Genomic DNA, 21,350 nt, shown 5'->3' on the forward strand with positions numbered 1-21,350 from the left:
ATTAAGAGGGATAAAACGTGGCATCACCAAGGCTCCTTTGCCTAATTGATAATACCTATTTGATCACAAACAGTGATCTGTGGAAAGTAAAATGCGAACAAAAAACAAACTATTTTAGGGTTTTTCTACAGCCTCAACGCCACGTTAAGCGGCAAAAAATTGTTGGTTAAAATGTTGAACGGAGTGAAAACAACCAACTGTTTTTTGTCCGTTTGAACGCCTTGTTAGGTGAATTTATACTTTCACCATATACAGGCAATCTTCTAATGGTATTTCATCAGGATAATCAGCCATAGAAAAACCGAGTTTGGTATAAGCTTGAATTGCACTTTTATTGTGCCCTAATACAAATAGTGAGCATGAATCAGTTTTTAACTCTGTTTTACCCAGAACACCCAACTTTTGTATTAAGTGGGAAGCGATACCTTGCCCGCGAAAATTAGGGTTAACAATTAATCGACCAAGATGACACTTATCAAGTCTTAGATAATATTGCCCAAATGCCAATAAATTTCCTTCAACAGAAACCAGAGAGAATGACTTTAGTGAATCAAGTTTTAAGTCGCTCTTAAAAGAACTTAAATCAAATGGATATCTAAAACCAGGTCCAGACCAAATACTTAATTCTTCCTCGGTCGAAAACCAAGACATGAGTTCAATAAAATTTGCATCAGAAGGTTGAGTTAAACGCATATTCACCTAACGCTTAAGCTAAACAGAAAACACGACGCGCTTTGGCCGAAGGCCAGCGAGTGATTTTCTGATTGAGGTTTTTGTTAGGCATTATTGCTGCGAAGCCTTTCTTGGATATAAGATAATTCCGGAAACTATCAAAATTCCCCCTGAAGCAATTAGTAGAAATACTGTTTCCATCAATAAATTGAAGCCTAATTTACCCTCAGTAATAACAATATCTATATCACGTATCAATCTCTTTTGAGATTCTTCTGGCAAATACTGTTCGGTTTTTTTCAGCTCATGATTAAGAGAACCTTCAGACAAACTTATTCTTGACCCCATATGATTAGATTTACCTATATCAATCGATATTGCTGACCAACAAAAGTAAAGTCCAAACAAAACTGAGATAATAGATACGACTTTCCTCATAAGTAACTTAATGCCTAACAATATTAATAGATGGAAAAATTCCGTGTTTAAACACGGAATCTTTCCGCCTTTCTACATACCCATTTCTACCATAGCCCATAACCCTTTGTACAGGTTACCTTTCTGACCTTTGACTAATTCAACATATGGGGAAATACGGAATATTTCCTAGATCTTGCTGTTATACGGATTATTCACAAAAAATGTAGAAGTAAACATATAAACTAGAAGAAAAAAACCTCCCTAATTAACTTATTAGTTTATTAGTTTATTAGTTTATTAGTTTATAACCCTCAAGCTTCTTACAGTGGCGAAGCCATGCTTTTGATTCTTCGCGACTACAAATTCTCCATAGAATAATTAGCTTGTCGAGTGGCCGAGCAAGGACGCTCGGACAAGGCAATCTTTTATAGCTGGGAGCGGCTTATTGCCGACTCGACATTTAAGCCTATTATTTTATGGTTCAGGAATTTGAATGGAGCACGGCTTCTTTTGCTTACTTTTCTTAGCTGTTGAAGAAAAGTAAGTTGGACGAAATGGATTTCGTTTGAAAAAAGGCATGGATGCCGTGAACGAAGTGAATAAAAATAAGCTAAGCGCATAGGTGAACGTAGTGAATAATATTAGTGCACGAAGTGCATGCCTGAGTAAGCGCAGCTTATGCCCAGTGCGCGCAGCACATGCTTAAGCCATAAGCATGTGCACACAAACAACTAACTACGTTTCTTATTAGCCTGCCTAACACGATGCTTTTTAACGGACCTACGCATACGGCTTAACTTAACATGGTCAAGCTTGTTATCAGCCTCGACTTTAATCAAGGTTTCTTTTTCTTCTGGTAGCTGCACACTTTTACGCAAGGTATTCAAATCAGGTAAAGGCAATTCGACCCATCCACCTTGAGGTAAGCGTTTTTTAAGCTCGAGCTCACCATAACGCACCCGAATAAGACGGCTAACCTGCAAACCTTGAGACTCCCAAAGTCTACGAACTTCACGATTACGCCCTTCTGATAAGCTCACGTTATACCAGCTATTTTGGCTTTCTTCGTCGCTGGGCTTTTTCACTATTTGAGTGAATTTAGCTTCACCATCTTCTAGTTTTACACCATCGGTGAGACGTTTAAGCATCATGTCTTCCACTTCACCAAACACTCTTACTGAATATTCGCGCTCAACTTCATGTTTAGGGTGCATTAGGCGGTTAGCTAGCTCACCGTCATTGGTAAACAATAACAAGCCACTGGTGTTGATATCTAAACGGCCAACCGCTATCCAACGGCCGTTTTTAATATTGGGCAGGCGGTCAAATACTGTGGCTCTGCCTTCAGGATCTTTACGGCTACACAACTCCCCTTCTGGTTTGTTGTACATGAGCACTCGGCATATTGGCGAGTCATTCACTGTATTGACTGGGTTACCGTCAACTCTAATTTTGTCAGTAGGCTCTACTCTGTCACCCAAGGTGGCTAACTTGCCGTTTACTGATGCTCGCCCTGCTTCAATCCAACGCTCCATTTCGCGGCGCGAACCTAAGCCAGCATTGGCTAGGACTTTTTGTAATTTATCACTCATTAATGTAATTGCTCTGGTTGTTCTGAGCCATCCGGCAAATCGCTTGCAGGGTCTTCAGATGTTATTGATGACAACTCTTCAATATTAGACGCTTCGGTCATGGTTAAGAGTTGTTTACGCTGTTCTTCGCTTTCTGGTGAAGCGATAAATTCGTCACTACTGGGTAAATCACTCAAACTTTTAAGTGAAAAATAATCTAGAAACTCTTTAGTGGTGGCATATAGAGATGGCCTACCGGGAACTTCCTTTCGACCTACCACTTTAATCCAACCTCGTTCACTTAAGGTTTTCATAATATGGCTACTAACCGATACGCCGCGAACATCTTCAATTTCGCCTCGAGTAATTGGCTGGCGATAAGCGATTAACGACAGAGTTTCTAGGCTGGCTCTTGAATATCGCGGTGCTTGCTCTTGCCAAAGCTTACTTAACCAAGGGCTTAGACTATCCATCGATTGAAAACGATAGCCCGAGGCAACTTCCACCAGCTGAATACCTCTGGCTTGGTAATCAAGCTTGAGTTCGGCTAACACATCTTTAAGCATAGTTTTACTAACGGCTAAACCTTCTAGCACAGTTTGTTGTATACGCTCTTGCGACAAAGGTTGCTCAGCTACAAAAATGGCCGATTCAACCAGTTGTTTAAGTTGTACTCGGGATATTTTAGCCATGTTCACCTTCTTGTATTTGCCCAGTACCACTACTGATTTTTACATGTATATTGGCGTAAGGCTCTGCCTGTACTAAGTCAATTAAACTTTCTTTCGCTAGTTCTAATATAGCCAAAAATGTCACCACCACACCGGCTTTGCCTTCGTTAGCGTAAAATAACTCATCAAACCCTGTGTAATGGTCTGAGGATATTTTTTCTAAAATAAAGCTCATACGTTCACGGGTAGATAGGGTTTCTTTTTCAATTTGATGATGTTCAAAAGCCTCGGCCCGTTGCATGGCAGATTGAAACCCCAACACCAATTCTTGCAAGCTTACCTTTGGCAGTATTTTAACTGCCTCAATAGATTCTGCCGCCTTTGCGCTGGCTTTAAATAAGTCACGGTCTTGGCGAGGAATATTATCTAACTCTTGCGCAGCCACTTTTATTTTTTCGTATTCTTTTAAGCGGCGGATTAACTCGGCTCTGGGGTCGTCTTCGTCGTCTTCTGCATCAGGCCTTTTCGGTAACAGTATTCGTGATTTAACCTCGGCTAAAATCGCAGCCATCAATAAATATTCAGCTGCCAACTCAAGCTTTAAGTCTTTCATTAACTCTACATATTCCATGTATTGCTGAGTAACTTGGTATACAGGCAAGTTCACTATGTCGAATTTTTGTTTGCGAATTAAGTACAACAGCAAATCTAGCGGTCCTTCAAAGGCTTCTAAAATCAGCTCAAGGGCGTCTGGCGGAATATATAAATCTTCCGGTTTTTCGATTAATGCTTCGCCATTAATAAACGCAAGGGGCAAAGGCTGTTGAACAGGATCGTTTGCACCATCAGGGTTTGAAAATGAAGAGTTATCAGCAGACATAAAATAAAAATCGTCTTAAATGAACGGCGCAAGGTCACCACTACCTTCACGGATAATAGTGGTTTCGTCTTCAGATAAATCAATCACAGTGGTGGGTTGCTCTCCTAAAAATCCACCATGGATTATCAGCCCCACTTGTTTTTCAAGCTCGTCTCGAATGTCATCTGGGTTTGATTCTGCAACTAATCTATCAGGCAAAATTAAAGTGGTAGACATCATGGGCTCACCCAATTCTTCTAATAAAGCGAGGGCGATTTTATTATCGGGAACCCGAATACCTATAGTTCGACGTTTAGGGTTTTGTAACCGTTTAGGCACCTCTTTAGTCGCTTTAAGAATAAAGGTGTAAGGTCCTGGGGTATTGTTTTTGATCATTCTAAATGCAGTATTATCGACTCGGGCATATTCCGAGAGCTCTGACATATCTCTGCACATAAGCGTGAAGTTATGATCTTTACCGATTTGACGAATACGACAAATTTGCTCTAGGGCAGCCTTATCATTCATATGGCATCCAATTGAATACCCAGAATCTGTGGGGTACACCACCACAGCGCCTTGGTGTATTAGTTCACAAGATTGCTTGATCAGACGTGCTTGAGGGTTATCTGGATGTATATAAAAAAACTGACTCATGGGTAACTCCTATTCTACTATCACAGCAGTATTGCTTAGTTGATAAACGACCTAATTAACTGGCCGTCTTTTGTTTATTTAACGCCCAATCGTGCCATATTGGCACAAGGTGCTCAGGAAGCGAAAGGTTTTTACCTAATTCAGTCCAACGATTCGGATAATGAAAATCTGAACCACTTGAAGCTTGTAAATTATGCTCTTCGGCAAGACTAGTTAACAACGCTTTTTTATCTCGAGAAAGATGAGAATGAGTCACTTCCATGCCATCACCGCCACCTTGTGTGAACTCTTCCACTAAGCGCCTTAACCATTTGCTTGTCATGTCGTAGTGACCAGGATGAGCTAATACGGCTTTTCCCCCTGCGTCATGTATCCATTGAATAGCTTCTTGAATGCTTATCCACTGGGGTTTTACATGGGCTTTTTTACCCTTACCTAAATACTTTTTAAATACGGTGTCAAAATCTTTAACCACATTACGTTCAACTAATACCCTAGCAAAGTGAGCCCGAGTAAGCTGCCCTACTCCAGCTAATGTTTTAGCATCTTGCAAAACATTATCTATGCCCACTTTTGCCAGTTTGTCTGACATTTTTTGAGCCCGTCTATCCCGCTCTTGGCTTTGGAGGTCTAAACGCTCTAAAAATTGTGAGTCGGTGTGGTCAACATTTAACCCCAATATATGAATATCAAAATTATGCCAAGAGGTAGAAATCTCTACACCGGGTAATATTTGCATATCTCTTTTTTGCTGAGTTTGAAAATTAATAGCTTGGTTAATGCCGTCAACGGTGTCGTGATCGGTAATCGCTAAAACGTTCACCTGCATGGTGTGAGCTCGGGTAATGAGCTCTTCTGGAGAGAGTTTCCCATCAGAATAATGAGTGTGGCTATGCAGGTCGATTTTCATGTAGTGATTAACTTTTTTATATTAAAGAATAATTAGGGTGTTGACACAGAAGCCTTTTTGTTTTCTTCTATAGCCCGTCGAGAGATTGTTATATTACACTGATTCGACTTTGATTAGCAGACTTAACAGTAAGAGAACTGATATAAATGAAAAATATTCAAGCACAAATCATTTGGTGGTGGCACAACCTGAACTAACGGGCTGTGAGTGTTTGTATTTTTGCAAATAAATTTCCAAGAAAGCCCGTATAATATGCGGGCTTTTTTACATCTGCTCGCCAAGAAAAATATCAATTGAGAATAAAAAAATGAGTTTAGCCCAGTTAACAGAGCAGACAGGTAAAGTAGAAACCCTAGTCATTCAAGCAGATTATATTGCTGACCCTCTCCATGCGTATCAGTATTTGTGCCAAGGAAAAACGAATAACCTTCTGCTTGAATCAGCCGAAATTAACAGTAAAGACAATCTTAAAAGTTTACTGTTAGTCGATGCCGCAGTAAAACTTGAGTGCAATGGCTCGGTAGTAACTTGCCGAGCATTAACAGATAACGGCCGCGCTGTTTTACCCATGTTTGATGAATACTGCCCAGTGGGTGTGAACCATCACTATGACCCTGGCGCGGGAGTGGTGACGTTAACCTTTCCAGAAGCAGAGTCTGAGTTAGATGAAGACAGTCGCCTAAAAGCCCCTGCAGTATTTGACGTACTTAGGTTAATCACCAATAAGATTACTGCCATTCGTAATCATCCTAATGCGGTATTCTTAGGAGGCGCGCTAGCTTACGACTTACTCGCTAGCTTTGAAAAATTACCCGATGTAAAAGGCAGCGCTAATACCTGTCCTGATTTCGTGTTTTATCTTGCCGAAAGCTTAGTGGTAATAGACCATCAAACTAAACAAACCGATATTATTGGCAGTGTTTTCAGTGGTAAAAACATTGGTAATAACTTTTTTACGATTAGTCAGCGTTTAGAGCAGATTAAACATAAGCTCAGCACTATCAAGCCCCTTGCAGACGTGGTTAAAAATCCTATAGACGCCAGCAGCTTAACGGTTAATAAATCTGACGAAGAATACAAGCAAGATGTGGTGCGTTTGAAAGAAGACATTTTGGCCGGGGATATATTTCAAGTCGTACCTTCTCGTACCTTTAGTTTACCTTGTCCGCACCCACACGATGCCTATCGTGAGCTTAAAAAACAAAACCCTAGCCCCTATATGTTTTTTTTACAGGATGACGACTTTAGTATTTTTGGGGCATCCCCCGAGTCAGCATTAAAATATACCAAGCAAACTAATCAAGTCGAAATTTACCCTATAGCGGGTACTCGCCCAAGGGGAAAACGGGCCGACGGTAGTCTAGATTTAGACTTAGATTGTCGCTTAGAACTAAACCTGCAAGAAGATCAAAAAGAACGAGCCGAACATATCATGTTGGTAGATTTAGCCCGAAATGACGTGGCTAAAGTATCAAAGCCTGGCACTCGCTATGTTACCGACCTACTTAAAGTTGACCGCTATTCACACGTTATGCATCTGGTATCTAGAGTGGTGGGCCAACTACGTGAAGATTTAGACGCTTTAAATGCTTATCAAGCATGCATGAACATGGGCACTTTGGTAGGCGCGCCTAAAGTCAGTGCGGCGACGCTTATTCGAGAAGTTGAGCAAGAGCGTCGCGGCAGTTACGGCGGGGCTGTTGGGTATCTAAACAACAATGGAGATATGGATACCTGCATCGTTATTCGTTCTGCCTTTGTTAAAAATGACACCGCATACATTCAAGCAGGAGCGGGAGTGGTATTCGATTCAGACCCACAATCTGAAGCAGACGAAACCCGTGGTAAAGCACAAGCCGTGATTAGCGCCATTATCTCAAGCTCACAAACTCAAGGAGATGCGTAATGAATACAGCTACTGTGAACCAAAAAACCTGCGTGTTCTTGTTAGATAACTTTGATTCATTTACATACAACCTTGTAGATGAACTTAGAACCCTAGGCCTAGAATTAATTGTATATCGCAACTCAGTCCCTGCTGAATTAATCTTACAAAAGATGCAGCAAAAGGCCACAGAGAAAGACTCTCAAGGCCACACAAAACAAGTCATGTTAATGCTCTCTCCTGGGCCTGGTAACCCTACTCAAGCAGGTTCAATGTTAACCTTACTCAATTTAGTTAAAGGTAAATTCCCTGTACTGGGTATTTGCCTAGGGCACCAAGCCATTGTTGAAGCCTATGGTGGTAAAATTATTCGTGCTAGTAAAGTCATGCACGGTAAGTCTTCTTTCATAGAGCACTGCGGTGATAAAATGTTCGCTGATATGCCACAACCTCTGCCTGTTGCCCGATATCACTCATTGATGGCCAGTGAAATGCCAGAAGAACTGACTTTATTAGCTAATTATAAAGAGATCCCTATGGCGGTGGCGCACTTACAAGATAAGATGCTGGGGTTTCAGTTTCATCCAGAATCTATTCTGACCTCCCATGGCAGTCAATTACTGATGCAAAGTATACAATTTTTAACTCAGGATAAGGTTTAAAGCAGATGATCCACACTATTCTTGAACAGCTATACCAAGGCCAAGACTTAAAACAAGATGACGTTACCCAAGTATTTTCTGAGGTAGTCACAGGCCAAGTAGACGATATTGTTTTATCTTCTTTGCTAACTGCGTTAAAAATAAAAGGTGAAAAACCTAGTGAAATTGCTGGTGCAGCCAATGCTTTAATAGCTAATGCTGCTGCTTTCCCCCGTCCTGATTATGACTTTGCAGATATTGTAGGCACAGGCGGTGATGGCCACAACACCATTAATATTTCATCTGCTTCAGCTATTGTTGCTGCAAGTTGTGGTGTACGTGTGGCAAAACATGGTAACCGCAGTGTATCGAGCAAATCTGGCTCAGCAGACCTATTTAATGCCTTCGGCTTAGCACTTCCCATGTCAGCGGATATCGCTCGTAAGTGCCTTGATGATTCAAACTTGTGTTTTTTGTTTGCTCCTAATTATCACTCAGGTATTCGTCATGCGATGCCAGTTCGAACCACCCTTAAAACACGTACCCTTTTTAATTTGTTAGGGCCTTTGGTTAACCCTGCCCGTCCCAGTCATATCATCATTGGGGTATATGCCCCTGAACTTTTAAAGCCGTTTGCACAAACCTTACAACTTTTGGGTTATCAAAAAGCACTTGTTGTGCATGGCAGCGGCTTAGATGAATTTGCTTTACACGGAGAAACTCAAGTGGTAGAGGTAAATGGCGAAGTACTTACTGAATATTCTGTTTCGCCAGCAGACTTTGGTCTTGAAAACTATCCACTTGAGGCCATTAAAGGTGGAGAGCCTGAAGAAAATAAAGCCCTAATCGAAGATGTGCTGGTAGGAAATGGTCAACCTGCACACCAAGCAGCTGTCGCCATGAATACCGGTGCACTACTTAAATTATGTGGCAAAGCTGACACGTATGCACTAGGTGCAGAAATGGCAATAGCGGCCATGGCACAAAAATTACCTTTAGCCACCATTAATCAATCTGCTGATATCAGCCAACATTCATAAGGGGATAATTAAGTCAGATGGCTAACGTATTAGAAAAAATTGTTTTAGACAAACAACAAGAAATCACGCAACGTAAACTAGACTTACCGCTAGAAACCTTTATTGATAACTTAACTCCATCCGATAGAAGTTTTTATGATGCCCTAGCACAGCCTAATGCGGGCTTTGTTTTAGAATGTAAAAAAGCGTCTCCATCTAAAGGGTTAATACGTGAAAACTTTAACCTGGATGAAATTATTCAGGCTTACAGCCCCTATGCCGCATGTATATCGGTATTGACCGATGAAAAATATTTTCAGGGTAAATTTGAATACTTAGAGTATGTGCGCGCCAATGTCACTCAACCTGTTATCAATAAAGATTTTTTCATTGAGTCTTATCAAATTTACTTGGCCCGTTATCATAATGCAGATGCCGTATTACTGATGCTATCTGTATTAAGTAATGAAGATTACGCCACCTTGTCTACCCTAGCTGAGCGTTACCAACTAGACGTGTTAACAGAAGTCAGTAACGAAGAAGAAGTACTAAGAGCGTGCCAGCTAAAAGCCAAGATCATCGGTATTAATAATCGCGACTTACGTGATTTAAGTACCGATTTAGCTACCACAGAACGCTTAGTCCCGCTTATTAAAGAACATGCCAGTCATGACCATGTGATCATTTCCGAGTCTGGTATTTACACTCATCAAGATGTATTAAGACTTGCCCCTATTGCTGATGGCTTCTTAGTGGGCAGTTCATTAATGGCAGAAGATGACGTTAAGCTTGCCACCAAACAATTGATCTACGGAACAGTAAAAGTGTGCGGTACCACCAGTTTGTCTGGCGCAAAAATGGTTAAGGACAGTCCCGCGAGCTATGCCGGTTTAATATTTGCTGAAAAATCTAAGCGCTACGTAACCTTAGAGCAAGCCAGACAAATTACCTATGCTGTGCCATTTAACTACGTAGGAGTGTTTGTGAATGCGCCTATCGAAAAAGTCGTACGGTACTCTAAGGAATTTAACTTGGCTGCCGTGCAGTTACATGGTCAAGAAGACCAAAAGTATATTGACCAACTAGGTGTTCTATTACCCCCAAGTTGTCAAATATGGTTAGCTAAAGGGGTCAAAGACAGCCTGCCTGACATGAATGAAAAAAATGTCGACTTATTCTTATTAGATTGCCAAGTGGGAGAGCAATCCGGGGGCACAGGCCAAACATTTAGTTGGCAATTGTTAGATGGGATCACCGACAAGTCTAAAATTGTTTTAGCCGGTGGTATCAATCCAGACAATATAAAACAAGCAGCTAATTATGGACTTGCCATGCTTGATTTAAACTCAGGAGTAGAAACTACTCCGGGTATTAAAGCGCAAACAAAAATTGACCAAGCGTTTAGTGAATTAAGAAAATATTAAGTGCAATTTGTGACGGTAGCCAAAGCGAAAGTCTCAAAAACTATAAAATTTAAAGTGAGTAATAAATGAATCATTTAGATAGTAAATTTGGGGAATACGGCGGCATGTATGTGCCCGAGTTACTTATTCCTGCATTAGACCAGCTTGAACAAGCTTTTATTGACGCTCAAAACGATCCTGAGTTTCAGGCTGAGTTTATGGGCCTATTAAAAGATTACGCTGGCCGCCCTACAGCCATGACCTTAACCCGTAATTTAGTCAGTAATCCTAAAGTAAAACTTTACCTCAAGCGTGAAGACTTATTACATGGTGGAGCCCACAAAACCAATCAGGTTTTAGGACAAGCATTACTTACCAAACGTATGGGTAAAACTGAAGTTATTGCCGAAACAGGTGCGGGACAGCATGGTGTAGCCACAGCATTGGCTTGTGCGTTAATGGGATTAAAAGCCCGTATTTATATGGGTGCTAAAGATGTTGAGCGTCAAGCCCCGAACGTATTTAGAATGCGATTAATGGGCGCTGAAGTTATTCCCGTCACTGCGGGTTCTGGCACTCTTAAAGATGCCGTAAACGAAGCGATGCGTGATTGGTCTGCAAGTTATGACAAAGCACACTACCTGCTAGGTACGGCAGCAGGCCCTCATCCATTCCCCACTATAGTTCGTGAATTCCACCGCATGATTGGTGAAGAAACCCGTGCGCAAATATTAGAAAAAGAAGGGCGTCTGCCAGATGCTGTGGTGGCATGTGTAGGCGGCGGCTCAAATGCCATTGGCATGTTCGCAGATTTTATCGACGAACCAAGTGTAAAACTAGTTGGCGTAGAGCCAGCAGGTAAAGGTGTGCATACCAAAGAGCACGGTGCGGCATTAGGTAAAGGTACAACCGGTATTTTACATGGAGCCTATAGCTATATTATGCAAGACGAAGACGGCCAAATTGAAGAGTCTTACTCTGTATCTGCGGGGTTAGACTACCCAGCCGTTGGTCCACAACATGCTTATTTATCTGATATTGGCCGCGCTGAATATGTCTCTGTAACAGACGAAGAGGCCTTAAATGCATTTCAAATCTTGTCACGCAAAGAAGGGATCATCCCAGCACTTGAGTCATCCCATGCTCTAGCCCACGGCTTGAATATGGCTGATGAAGCCGAAGACGACACCATAATTGTGGTTAATTTATCTGGTAGAGGTGACAAAGATTTAGCCCATGTTCACAGTATTTTGGGCGATGCTTTTACTGGAGGAGCAGATAATGAGTAATGCTATCGATCGCTACAGCGATATGTTTAAAAAGCTAGATGACAAAAACCAAGGCGGTTTTGTTCCATTTGTTATGGTTGGCGACCCTGATGCAGATACCTCGGTTGATATAATCAATGCCCTCATCGAAAGTGGAGCAGACGCTCTAGAGCTAGGTTTCCCCTACTCAGATCCTATTGCCGATGGCCCAACTATTCAAAATGCAGCTATCCGCGCCTTGAGTCACAAAATCAAAACCACTGAATGTTTTGAGGTGATAAAAAAAGTACGCGAAACCAATAAAGAAATCCCCATTGGTTTGCTTTTATACAGCAACCTAGTGCTAAAACGCGGTATCGAACAGTTCTATCAAGATGCCGCTGCAGCAGGGATAGATTCAATCTTAATTGCCGATGTACCTTTACGTGAAGCTGACCGTTTTATTGCAGTAGCCGAACAAACCGGTATTAAACAAATCTTAATCGCGCCACCTAATGCCAGCGATGAAACCCTAGCCGAGATTGGCGATAAGTCACAAGGTTATACCTACTTGCTTGGCCGTGCAGGTGTAACAGGTGCCGAAACCGCCGTTAGCATTCCGGCCAGTGAGTTAATTAATAAGCTAGCTCAATACAAGGTAGCACCACCTTTACTTGGCTTTGGTATTTCAACTCCTGAGCAAGTGGCAGATGCCATTAAATCTGGTGCGGCCGGCGCTATTTCTGGCTCGGCAACGGTAAATATTGTTGCAGAAAACTTAGACAAGCCTGATGTTATGCTAGAAAAGCTCAAAGAGTTTGTCTCAAACATGAAAGCCGCAACCCATAAGTAAACAGTAGTAATCAAATGAAGCCCTTAACGTAAAACCTTGGTTATCGTTAAGGGCAATTTACAAAGGATATAAAACATGTGGTATGTCATTTATTCTGAAGATGTAGAAAACAGTTTACCTCTTCGCAAGAAAACACGAGCAGCACACCTAGAGCGCATTCAAGTTGTGGCTGATCAAGGCAGAGTGCTAGTTGCCGGCCCTTGCCCAGCGATAGATAGCGAAGATCCCGGTGAAGCAGGTTTTACAGGCTCAGTGGTCATTATTGATTTTCCAAGCCTAGAAGAGGCTAAGACATGGGCCGATAGCGATCCTTATGCGCTTGCAGGTGTATATAGCAAAGTCGTAGTTAAACCTTATAAAGTGGTATTGCCATAAACCTTTTAATACTTAATCAGTAATATGATTAACGAAAGTAAAAAGTCATCAAAATTACTGTGGCTAGAACTAGGCTGGTTGTTTATATGTTTACCAGCCTCATTATTATTACCAATATCCCCTTGGTTAAAACTCTGCCTAGTACTCAGTGGCGTTTGTTATTGTGTCTACCAAAGTAAAAACATGGGATTATTGAAGCGCCGACATTTGTTGTACTTTGGCCATTACCCAGGCTCATGGATGATGTGGTTACGTTTTTTAATATTCGTCATTATTTCATTAATTTTAGTCGCCATAACTATGCCTGAGTCTTTATTTTCTGTGGTAACTGGCAACCCTTCCCTATGGTTTGGGATCTGTATTTTTTATGCTGTTTGTTCAGTTTACCCACAAGAGTTTGTATATAGGGTATTCTTTTACAAACGCTACAGTGGCTTGATTGTGAATCAGCGCCTATTAATCGGTTTTAATGCATCATTATTTTGTTTTGCTCATGTAATATTCCTAAATGGACTGGTATTTTTACTGACATTTATTGGTGGAGTATTATTCGCATTGACCTATCAAAAAAGCCGTTCTTTATTATTAATCACCTTAGAACACTCAGCTTATGGTTTATGGTTATTCACTTTAGGCTTAGGTGAAATGCTTGCCTTCCCTGGAGCCTAACTATGTACATTCCTAACCTTGAGCATTTATCAGCTGCCATCGATTTAAGCGCCATGCGGGCACAGGGTGCTGGGGGGCAAAATGTTAATAAAGTGTCTAGTGCGATCCACTTAAGATTTAATATCAAACAGGCGCCTATTCCTGAATACGTAAAACAAAAGCTTTTATCAGTTAAAGACAAACGTATCACCCAGGATGGTATTTTAATCATCAAAGCACAAAATCATCGCACCCAAGAAATGAACAAACAGGATGCATTAGATAGATTAACCGAAATATTAATAGATGCAGGTAAATTGCAAAAAGCCCGCCGAGCTACCAAACCCACTCGTAGCTCTCAAAGAAAACGTGTGGACAGTAAAGTAAAATCTGGAAAGACTAAAGCTCTTAGGCGTAAAGTAGATTATTAAGCATACGCCAACTCTTGTATCAAAATTAATACCGGCAGATAAAACTATAACCTCAACCACACTTGTCTAATAATTTAACAAAAGTACAATATTTAGTCTGTTAACTTGCATTGATTTGTCAAATATTTTTACACTGCAATGTAAAAAGAATAAACAAACAATTAAAAGCAATTACAAAACAACAACTTAAATACGTGGCACAATTAATGCTTTACGAAAGCAAAATGTTGTTATCGATTTCTCAAGGTATATTTTATGAAGTTTAAAATTCTATTTACCGCGTTAACTTTTCTAGGTCTATTTTCTAGTCAAGTCAATGCAACTGTAAACACTCAAGCTCATGTAGGTTCATACAATTTAATTCTTCAAAATGACCTGCAAACAAATGCTGAAGTTGAAGGCAGTGCATTTATTGGCGGGGATATAAATGGAAATACAATTGTATTTGGGGCTGCCTTATCTCCTGAACCAAATGTTGATGCCGTAACCGTAGTCGGCAATATTAGTCCTAAATTAACCATTCAAAACGGACATAATGCTGTTTATGGAGGCTCCGCATCTAATGGCTTTAACCTCAATGGTGGTGGCAGTGCGACTAACGTTTCGCAAACTACACTCGCATCTGAATTTAATAGCATCTATGACCAAGTCATAAGTGATAGTAATTATTTTGCAGGTTTAGAAACAAATGGCAGCTTTGACGGCTCTGATCAAAACAACAAGTTAATCACAGCAAATGAAACCTCTGGCTTAAATGTTATTAACATCAATGCTAGTGACTTAAGTAATGGTGGAGAACTTGACCTTGCACAGTTACCCGATGTTCCAGTGGTAATTAATGTCATCGGTGTAGGAGATATAGTAATTACAACTAAAATTGGTAATAAAGGAGCTGGCCTTCAAGGTGATTCACTAGCCTCTTTAGTTTTATGGAATTTTAATACTGCCACATCAATTAGTTTCCAAAGTGATGGTTGGGTTGGCTCTATACTCGCTCCCTATGCTGATGTATCAAGCTCAACAGGGCATTTGGAAGGGGCATTGGCGGCCAAGTCATATAGTGGTAATGTTGAACTTCATAACTCTCTGTTTGCGTATACACCAGACACCAGTACAACACCTTCTACTGAAGTCCCAGCTCCAGCTGGTCTTGCACTTATAGGATTAGGGATCTTATTTATTACCCGTCGTAAGTTCAAAAAGTAATGTTTGATTTCAGTTAGATTGACTAAGCTGATATGATTAAAAAGACGGATTTATCCGTCTTTTTTCATTTTTAAAGGTCAATTAAATGCACAAGATATTGAGAGGTACTCTTCCTCATATATGGAAACGAGGATGGACATTAGCATTCTGTTTATTGGTTTCTCCCCTAGCACTAGCCGACTCTCAGTTACACTATGAAAATGCTTTATCAGCATACAAAGCTGAGCGTTTCGATGAATCAATGATCCACCTTAAAAATGCACTCCATGAAAGTCCTGAAAACCTTCCATCTAAAGTATTAATGGGACAGTTGTTGACTAAACAAGGTCAATACCGAACTGCAGAGGTAGAGTTTTCAGAAGCTATAAACCAAGGTGCAGACGTTAGTTTATTTGCAACGTCTTGGGGCCTCACCTTAATAAAGTTAAAAGAATATCAGCAAGTTATCGACTATTCAGGCTTTAATTCATTTCCAGATACGCAATTAAAAGACTGGTTACGACTAAGAGCAAACGCTTGTATGCAGGCAAAAAATTATGAATGTGCCACTACGAGTTATAAAAATTTAGGAAGTATTTCTAAAGATAAGTCAGAACAACTTAATGGTTTAGCCAATATTGCTTTAACCTTAAAAAATTATACGGAGGCACAAGAGTACTTATCCCAAGCTGGTAACATAGATCCAAGTAACGCTATTACATGGCAATTAAAAGGCTTAGTATCGAGACAACAGAATAACCTAACAGATGCCCTTACCTACTTAGAAAAAGCTTTTGAACTAAACCCAAATGACCCTTACATATTGAGACACCTTGCAGACGTTTACCTTGCATCAAGCAACCAAGAAGCAGCTAAGAAAACCGTCAATACTATATTAACTGCTGACCCCAATGATCCATTTGCTATTTTAGTGAACAGTTGGTTACAACAAGGAACAGATCTAGCCCCTGCTGCTGAAAAAAAGTTTAACGAATTATCAGCAAAAATAAAAAATTATCCAAACGAATTAGTTATAGAAGATCAGTCTCTGTTATTTCTTAGGGCGTTAATTGAGTTTAGGCAAAAAAATTATGAGTTTGCTATTCGTGATTTCACTGCATTAAGACAATTTGATAAAAACGATTTATCTCCAATCATTTACTTAGCTAAAAGCTACATTGCGATAAATAAAGAAAAAAAAGCGATGGAGTTATTGGAAGAAAATATCAGCATGTTTGATGCTCTACCTGACACGCTAATCATGTTAGGGGATTTGTATATCAATAATGACAAAAATTTTAAAGCATTGTCATTAATAGAAACACTCAATAAGAACTACGCAGATAATATTCAGGTGCAGTTATTACAAACAAAGTTACTAATAGCGAGAGGTAAGACACAACAAGGACTACAGAGTCTTGAACAGTTATTAGCGAAAGCTCCAAATAACCAAGCCGTGCTACTAGTGCATAGCATCTTAAATTTACAGGCAGGACTTTTTGACAACGCCAATACCAGTATTACCCAATTATTAGCTTTGAACCCAGAAGACCCTGTTTCCTTAAATATAAAAGGTGCTATTTTAATAAAACTCAATCAAATTCAAGGATCTCAAGACTACTTTAATAAAGCCCTATCCATTAGTCCTGAGTTTACTTCGGCTCGCTATAACCTAGCATCAACCTGGTACTTGCTCGGTCAGTTAGATAAAGCTCAAAAATTAATAACCTATATATTAGGTAAAAAGCCCAATTATCCTGCAGCACTATTGTTACTTGCTGAAATGCAAGTGAAGCAAAATCAAATAAATGATGCACTTCAAAATTATCGAAAAGTCCTATTGAATGACAAATCAAATGTTGCAGCACTTGAAGGCCTTACCTCTATATATGTCTCACAACAAGAATATAGAAGTGCATTACTGCAACTAAACCGACTAAGTAGCAGTGATCAAGAAAATCCCAAATATGTGATTCAAAAAGCACAGATATATATAGCCCAAAATGACAAAGTAAATAGCCAACGCACCATGCAAGAGCTGCAACGGCTTGGAAACAATGATGCAGCACTGATGATTGCATTGCATAAATTACAATTACTAGCGGGCGACGTAGACGCTGCGACGCAGTCCCTCATTAAAGCTCAAATATTACAGCCTAATAGTTTGCGATTAGCACTACAATTGGCTGAGTTTTTACTTAATGAAAATCAAACAGTTACCGCAGCAGAACACCTATCAAATCTATTAGAAAAATATCCACTGCAAGCTCAAGTATTCTTTTTACAAGGTAGGTTAGCTGAACAGCAAGGTGATTTAATCAAGGCGAATAAACACTATTTAAGAAGTATTGAGCTGGACGAAAACTATGAATTGGCGTTAGCAAAACTCTACGCGTTGACGCTAAAAGGAATAGACGCTGCACCGTTTAAGAATAAAATAGATCAAATTGTCGATAAATACCCAAATCGTTTTTTTCCTCGTAACTTACTAGCTCAGTATTACTACTATCAAGAAAGTTATGAATTAGCAGCGTCACAGTATGAACGGTTGTTACAACACCCTGACTTAAAAGAGTCTCAAGGGATTTTAAATAGACTAGCAAATATATACATGGAAACAGATCTACAAAAAAGCATGGAGTATGCTTTAAGATCCTATACATTAGATAACAAAAATCCTAACACCTTAACGATTTATGGTTGGTTACTTACCCAACAAAACCAGCCAAAAGAAGGTTTAGAGTTACTCAGGAGAGCCTATTCTCGGGATCAGCAAAATTTAGTTTTACACTATTACATTGCAGTCAGCTTAGATAAATTAGGTTTAGTGGATGAAGCAAAATCAGAGCTAGAAGCACTTTTTAGCAAAAAGCAAAACTTCGAAAATGAGGACGCTGCTAAGGCTTTATACAAAGAATTAGGTAATAAATAGTTAAGGTTCAAAATCAGTTCAGCTAAAATTCAGGCCCGCGATATTAATATTGTCATCACTTTCAAAACGGAGTAATGACATGAAAACTTTATTAACAAGTACTTTATTATTGTTGGCCCTTTCGCCTTTAGCCCAAGCTAAGAACCACCACACAGTTAAGGTTGTTAAAACTGTACCGACTCATAAATATCAAGTTGTGAAGCAACCGAAATATGTTCAAGCTAAAACGATAAAAGTGTCTCATAAAAAGCCAAATACAGGAGTAATCATAGGTGGCGTCGTAGGTGGCCTGATTGGACATAACACGAGTACCCATCAGAATAAGGTTGTAGGCACCATTGCAGGCGCAATTATTGGTAGCGCCTTAGGACATCAGATAGATAAAGTGACCGATAGTCACCATACTAAGGTCTATAAAAAAGTGACACATAACAAGCGTCATCGTTAGTAATTACTCCCTATGGCGACTAACTTAAATGACAAGCCCACTATACCTTAATCAAGTCTCGACAATAGTAATAGCTTTTACGTCGATTCATGATTAAGGTAAACTAATTTTATTAACATTGTTCGAGTGTGAAATTTTGAAGTTAAAAACCTGCTCTATTTTACTAGCTAGTTGTTTTGCCCTTTTCATATCAAGTGGCCAACCAGCATTTGCTGGCGATGACTCAGCAAAAAGTAAGTCAGAGGCTGCGCAAAAAGCGCAGAAGCGCGTCAGTGGACGTGTCCTTAAGGTAGCTCAAAGTAAAAATAAATACCGAGTAAAAGTCCTCCAAAAATCAGGCCGAGTTGTTTCTGTAGATATCAATAAAAAATCCGGAAAAACTAGTAAGAAAAAAGCCAATAATTAGGGATATCAACACAAACATGCGCATTTTAATTGTTGAAGATGATAGTCGTTTACTAACTCAACTAGATGTATTATTGCGAAATAATGGTTATAGCGTCGACTTAGCAGATGATGGCGCTAAAGCTTTGTTTTTACTGCAAGAACACGCCTATGATCTAGCGATAATTGACATAGGATTACCCGTGGTAGATGGCTTTGAGGTTATTCAGAGTGCCCGAAAGAATGACGTGTCTTGCCCTATTTTAATCCTAACAGCTAGAGATAGGTGGCAGGAGAAAGTCGAAGGCCTAGATGCAGGCGCCGACGACTATCTAACTAAACCTTTTCATGATGAAGAGCTATTGGCCCGTATCAATGCCTTGATTCGCCGCGCAGCTGGTAAAGCCCATCCAATTATAGAAAAAGGACCGATTACCTTAGATACTCTTAGCGAAGAAGTCACTGTAAATGGTGAGTATGTTGAGCTAACGGCGTACGAATTCAAAGTTCTCGAATACCTGTTATTAAACCCCCAAAAAATAATTTCGAAAACAGAACTCACCGAGCATATTTACGATCAAGACTTTGACCTTGACAGTAATGTCATTGAAGTTTTTGTAGGTAGACTTCGCAAAAAAATTGACCCAGACGGCAGTGTCAACCCGATTGAAACCCTCAGGGGGAGAGGTTATAGAGTAAGCCGTGAACTTTAACACCTGCCGTTTTAATGCGTAGCCTTTCTTTAAGACTAAGGAGCTTTGCTGCCGCACTTTTGGCACTGTTAATCTTTATTCCTTTAACCGCAGTAACCCTTGAAAAAGCATTTAATAGCAGCTTAAGCCAATCTATGCTGGAACAACTTAGGGTCCAAAGCTTAACATTGATTTCAGAATTTGAGATGGATGACAGTGGTACTCACGCGGTCATGCCAGAGCAACTATACAACGATGAATTCAATATCCCAGGCTCAGGCTTGTATGCTTTTATTCAGTTTAAAAGCGACATTCTTTGGCAGTCTTTATCGACCTTAAACTGGCAACTAGAACCGAAGTTTTCTTCCCCTCAAATAGGATCAGAGTCTTTTATTGAAGACTTTACAATGCAGAGAAGTTACTTCCTGTACGCCTATACCGCAGAATTTGAAACCTCTCAGGGATACCAACCCATAAGCTTTTATATTCTACAAGATAAGCAAACCTTCAACGTAGAAAAAGAAAAGTTTGCGACCACTTTATGGAACTGGCTAGGGCTTATAGCCCTGCTTTTACTTATATTATTATTAGTGAGTTTAAATGCAGCCTTACTCCCTATCAGCCGTTTAAACAAACAAATACGCCAAGCAGAGAGTGGGCAATTAAAGCGCATTGATCAAACTTACCCCCCTGAATTAGAAAAATTAAAAAGTAGTATTAACAACTTATTAGACACTGAACAACAGCAACGTAGCCGATACAAAAATAGTTTAAGTGATTTAGCCCATAGCCTTAAAACCCCATTGGCGGTGTTATCAGGAACACAAGGACTTCCACCGCAAGCCAATGAGCCAATTAATCAAATTAACCTACAAATACAAAGGCAGTTAAAACGAGCGGTGGCTGGCAGCACCAGCTCATTTGAGCAAGCCACTCCAATCAAACCTGTTGTAGATAAACTATTTAATGCTATGAACAAGGTCTATGCTGATAAACAACTTTTATTAACCCAAATCATTCAGCCTGAGGAGATTGGCTTTCATGGCGATGTGACAGATTTAATGGAGATACTCGGCAATGTGCTGGACAATGCCTGCAAAGCAGCCAAGAGCCAAGTCAAGTTATCAGCTTTTTCGAGTAAAAATGTATTAACCTTTGAAGTTGAAGATGATGGCCCAGGTATACCTCAAAATAAACGAGAGAAATTATTAGAAAGAGGTACTCGTTTAGATAGCTACAAAGAAGGACAAGGTATAGGCATGGCTGTAGTCGCGGATCTAGTCGCTGCCTATCAAGGTCGACTTGAGATAGATAAAGGTGAATTGGGTGGCGCTAAACTAATATTTATCTTCCCCATTAAAGTGTGAAACTCACTAAAAAATGATTAATTTATCAACTTAATTATTTCCCTTCTTCAGTAAGAAACTGATTTTATTACTTTTTTTGT

At 40.0% G+C, this 21,350-nt stretch carries 22 protein-coding genes; 15 read left to right on the plus strand and 7 right to left on the minus strand.

The annotated features are described in order from the left end of the window. Positions 1-234: 234 nt before the first annotated feature. The 7 genes from ABJE44_RS11575 to ABJE44_RS11605 all read right to left on the minus strand — a co-directional run bounded on the left by ABJE44_RS11575 (position 235) and on the right by ABJE44_RS11605 (position 5,760). Positions 235-693 carry a GNAT family N-acetyltransferase gene (locus ABJE44_RS11575; protein ID WP_348111493.1) on the minus strand — a complete coding sequence of 153 codons (459 nt, stop codon included), beginning with the start codon at positions 691-693 and terminating at the stop codon, positions 235-237. Between the two features lie 90 nt (positions 694-783). Then, on the minus strand, positions 784-1,020 hold the full coding sequence (locus ABJE44_RS11580; protein ID WP_348111494.1) for a hypothetical protein: 237 nt from the start codon (positions 1,018-1,020) through the stop codon (positions 784-786). A gap of 803 nt (positions 1,021-1,823) precedes the next feature. Beyond that, a complete protein-coding gene (gene rluB, locus ABJE44_RS11585; protein WP_348111495.1) occupies positions 1,824-2,684 on the minus strand; it encodes a 23S rRNA pseudouridine(2605) synthase RluB in 861 nt (286 codons plus the stop codon). Then, complete coding sequence (gene scpB, locus ABJE44_RS11590) at positions 2,684-3,355, minus strand: SMC-Scp complex subunit ScpB (protein WP_348111496.1); 672 nt, start codon at positions 3,353-3,355, stop codon at positions 2,684-2,686. The genes rluB and scpB overlap by 1 nt, the downstream gene beginning before the upstream one ends. Further along, positions 3,348-4,214: a ScpA family protein gene (locus ABJE44_RS11595; protein WP_348111497.1), complete on the minus strand. Its 867-nt coding sequence runs from the start codon at positions 4,212-4,214 to the stop codon at positions 3,348-3,350. The genes scpB and ABJE44_RS11595 overlap by 8 nt, the downstream gene beginning before the upstream one ends. A 15-nt stretch (positions 4,215-4,229) precedes the next feature. Then, the gene (locus tag ABJE44_RS11600; RefSeq protein WP_133469357.1) at positions 4,230-4,850 is read right to left on the minus strand and encodes an L-threonylcarbamoyladenylate synthase; all 621 of its coding nucleotides are present in this window, start codon (positions 4,848-4,850) and stop codon (positions 4,230-4,232) included. A 55-nt stretch (positions 4,851-4,905) separates the two neighbouring features. Continuing rightward, positions 4,906-5,760, minus strand: a complete 855-nt coding sequence (locus ABJE44_RS11605; protein ID WP_348111498.1) for a PHP domain-containing protein — start codon at positions 5,758-5,760, stop codon at positions 4,906-4,908. A 307-nt stretch (positions 5,761-6,067) separates the two neighbouring features. Here ABJE44_RS11605 and ABJE44_RS11610 point away from each other — a divergent pair, with 307 nt between their 5' ends. From ABJE44_RS11610 to ABJE44_RS11680, 15 genes are all read left to right on the plus strand, one after another. Next, positions 6,068-7,666, plus strand: a complete 1,599-nt coding sequence (locus ABJE44_RS11610; RefSeq protein ID WP_348111499.1) for an anthranilate synthase component 1 — start codon at positions 6,068-6,070, stop codon at positions 7,664-7,666. Then, on the plus strand, positions 7,666-8,307 hold the full coding sequence (locus ABJE44_RS11615) for an aminodeoxychorismate/anthranilate synthase component II (RefSeq protein WP_348111500.1): 642 nt from the start codon (positions 7,666-7,668) through the stop codon (positions 8,305-8,307). Before ABJE44_RS11610 ends, ABJE44_RS11615 begins: the two co-directional genes overlap by 1 nt. A 5-nt stretch (positions 8,308-8,312) precedes the next feature. Further along, positions 8,313-9,326 carry an anthranilate phosphoribosyltransferase gene (gene trpD / locus ABJE44_RS11620; protein WP_348111501.1) on the plus strand — a complete coding sequence of 338 codons (1,014 nt, stop codon included), beginning with the start codon at positions 8,313-8,315 and terminating at the stop codon, positions 9,324-9,326. 17 nt (positions 9,327-9,343) lie between these two features. Continuing rightward, positions 9,344-10,729, plus strand: coding sequence for a bifunctional indole-3-glycerol-phosphate synthase TrpC/phosphoribosylanthranilate isomerase TrpF (gene trpCF / locus ABJE44_RS11625; RefSeq protein WP_348111502.1), 1,386 nt, complete (start codon positions 9,344-9,346; stop codon positions 10,727-10,729). 65 nt (positions 10,730-10,794) lie between these two features. Then, positions 10,795-11,997, plus strand: a complete 1,203-nt coding sequence (gene trpB / locus ABJE44_RS11630; RefSeq protein ID WP_348111503.1) for a tryptophan synthase subunit beta — start codon at positions 10,795-10,797, stop codon at positions 11,995-11,997. After that, a complete protein-coding gene (gene trpA, locus ABJE44_RS11635) occupies positions 11,990-12,808 on the plus strand; it encodes a tryptophan synthase subunit alpha (RefSeq protein ID WP_348111504.1) in 819 nt (272 codons plus the stop codon). The genes trpB and trpA overlap by 8 nt, the downstream gene beginning before the upstream one ends. Positions 12,809-12,883: 75 nt before the next feature. Further along, positions 12,884-13,183, plus strand: a complete 300-nt coding sequence (locus ABJE44_RS11640) for a YciI family protein (RefSeq protein WP_348111505.1) — start codon at positions 12,884-12,886, stop codon at positions 13,181-13,183. A gap of 24 nt (positions 13,184-13,207) precedes the next feature. After that, positions 13,208-13,852 carry a CPBP family glutamic-type intramembrane protease gene (locus ABJE44_RS11645; RefSeq protein WP_348111506.1) on the plus strand — a complete coding sequence of 215 codons (645 nt, stop codon included), beginning with the start codon at positions 13,208-13,210 and terminating at the stop codon, positions 13,850-13,852. Between the two features lie 2 nt (positions 13,853-13,854). Next, complete coding sequence (gene arfB, locus ABJE44_RS11650) at positions 13,855-14,262, plus strand: alternative ribosome rescue aminoacyl-tRNA hydrolase ArfB (protein ID WP_348111507.1); 408 nt, start codon at positions 13,855-13,857, stop codon at positions 14,260-14,262. A gap of 255 nt (positions 14,263-14,517) precedes the next feature. Beyond that, positions 14,518-15,468, plus strand: coding sequence for a choice-of-anchor A family protein (locus ABJE44_RS11655; protein ID WP_348111508.1), 951 nt, complete (start codon positions 14,518-14,520; stop codon positions 15,466-15,468). An 85-nt stretch (positions 15,469-15,553) separates the two neighbouring features. Further along, positions 15,554-18,379, plus strand: a complete 2,826-nt coding sequence (gene prsT / locus ABJE44_RS11660) for an XrtA/PEP-CTERM system TPR-repeat protein PrsT (RefSeq protein ID WP_348111509.1) — start codon at positions 15,554-15,556, stop codon at positions 18,377-18,379. Between the two features lie 79 nt (positions 18,380-18,458). Next, a complete protein-coding gene (locus ABJE44_RS11665) occupies positions 18,459-18,827 on the plus strand; it encodes a glycine zipper 2TM domain-containing protein (RefSeq protein WP_348111510.1) in 369 nt (122 codons plus the stop codon). Positions 18,828-19,014: 187 nt separating this feature from the next. Then, positions 19,015-19,233, plus strand: a complete 219-nt coding sequence (locus ABJE44_RS11670; protein WP_348111954.1) for a peptidase — start codon at positions 19,015-19,017, stop codon at positions 19,231-19,233. 16 nt (positions 19,234-19,249) lie between these two features. Continuing rightward, the gene (locus tag ABJE44_RS11675) at positions 19,250-19,924 is read left to right on the plus strand and encodes a response regulator transcription factor (RefSeq protein ID WP_348111511.1); all 675 of its coding nucleotides are present in this window, start codon (positions 19,250-19,252) and stop codon (positions 19,922-19,924) included. A gap of 14 nt (positions 19,925-19,938) precedes the next feature. Continuing rightward, entirely contained in the window at positions 19,939-21,270 is a 1,332-nt protein-coding gene (locus ABJE44_RS11680; RefSeq protein WP_348111512.1) for an ATP-binding protein, read from the plus strand. Positions 21,271-21,350: the final 80 nt, after the last annotated feature.

Origin of the sequence: Paraglaciecola sp. (assembly GCF_039942875.1) — a bacterium.
GTDB lineage: Bacteria > Pseudomonadota > Gammaproteobacteria > Enterobacterales > Alteromonadaceae > Paraglaciecola.

Excerpts from the sequence above, each read along its gene's own strand:
- ABJE44_RS11575 (WP_348111493.1), bottom strand. The coding sequence starts at position 693 with ATGCGTTTAACTCAACCTTCTGATGCAAATTTTATTGAACTCATGTCT.
- ABJE44_RS11580 (WP_348111494.1), bottom strand. The coding sequence starts at position 1,020 with ATGGGGTCAAGAATAAGTTTGTCTGAAGGTTCTCTTAATCATGAGCTG.
- rluB (WP_348111495.1), bottom strand. The coding sequence starts at position 2,684 with ATGAGTGATAAATTACAAAAAGTCCTAGCCAATGCTGGCTTAGGTTCG.
- scpB (WP_348111496.1), bottom strand. The coding sequence starts at position 3,355 with ATGGCTAAAATATCCCGAGTACAACTTAAACAACTGGTTGAATCGGCC.
- ABJE44_RS11595 (WP_348111497.1), bottom strand. The coding sequence starts at position 4,214 with ATGTCTGCTGATAACTCTTCATTTTCAAACCCTGATGGTGCAAACGAT.
- ABJE44_RS11600 (WP_133469357.1), bottom strand. The coding sequence starts at position 4,850 with ATGAGTCAGTTTTTTTATATACATCCAGATAACCCTCAAGCACGTCTG.
- ABJE44_RS11605 (WP_348111498.1), bottom strand. The coding sequence starts at position 5,760 with ATGAAAATCGACCTGCATAGCCACACTCATTATTCTGATGGGAAACTC.
- ABJE44_RS11610 (WP_348111499.1), top strand. The coding sequence starts at position 6,068 with ATGAGTTTAGCCCAGTTAACAGAGCAGACAGGTAAAGTAGAAACCCTA.
- ABJE44_RS11615 (WP_348111500.1), top strand. The coding sequence starts at position 7,666 with ATGAATACAGCTACTGTGAACCAAAAAACCTGCGTGTTCTTGTTAGAT.
- trpD (WP_348111501.1), top strand. The coding sequence starts at position 8,313 with ATGATCCACACTATTCTTGAACAGCTATACCAAGGCCAAGACTTAAAA.
- trpCF (WP_348111502.1), top strand. The coding sequence starts at position 9,344 with ATGGCTAACGTATTAGAAAAAATTGTTTTAGACAAACAACAAGAAATC.
- trpB (WP_348111503.1), top strand. The coding sequence starts at position 10,795 with ATGAATCATTTAGATAGTAAATTTGGGGAATACGGCGGCATGTATGTG.
- trpA (WP_348111504.1), top strand. The coding sequence starts at position 11,990 with ATGAGTAATGCTATCGATCGCTACAGCGATATGTTTAAAAAGCTAGAT.
- ABJE44_RS11640 (WP_348111505.1), top strand. The coding sequence starts at position 12,884 with ATGTGGTATGTCATTTATTCTGAAGATGTAGAAAACAGTTTACCTCTT.
- ABJE44_RS11645 (WP_348111506.1), top strand. The coding sequence starts at position 13,208 with ATGATTAACGAAAGTAAAAAGTCATCAAAATTACTGTGGCTAGAACTA.
- arfB (WP_348111507.1), top strand. The coding sequence starts at position 13,855 with ATGTACATTCCTAACCTTGAGCATTTATCAGCTGCCATCGATTTAAGC.
- ABJE44_RS11655 (WP_348111508.1), top strand. The coding sequence starts at position 14,518 with ATGAAGTTTAAAATTCTATTTACCGCGTTAACTTTTCTAGGTCTATTT.
- prsT (WP_348111509.1), top strand. The coding sequence starts at position 15,554 with ATGCACAAGATATTGAGAGGTACTCTTCCTCATATATGGAAACGAGGA.
- ABJE44_RS11665 (WP_348111510.1), top strand. The coding sequence starts at position 18,459 with ATGAAAACTTTATTAACAAGTACTTTATTATTGTTGGCCCTTTCGCCT.
- ABJE44_RS11675 (WP_348111511.1), top strand. The coding sequence starts at position 19,250 with ATGCGCATTTTAATTGTTGAAGATGATAGTCGTTTACTAACTCAACTA.
- ABJE44_RS11680 (WP_348111512.1), top strand. The coding sequence starts at position 19,939 with ATGCGTAGCCTTTCTTTAAGACTAAGGAGCTTTGCTGCCGCACTTTTG.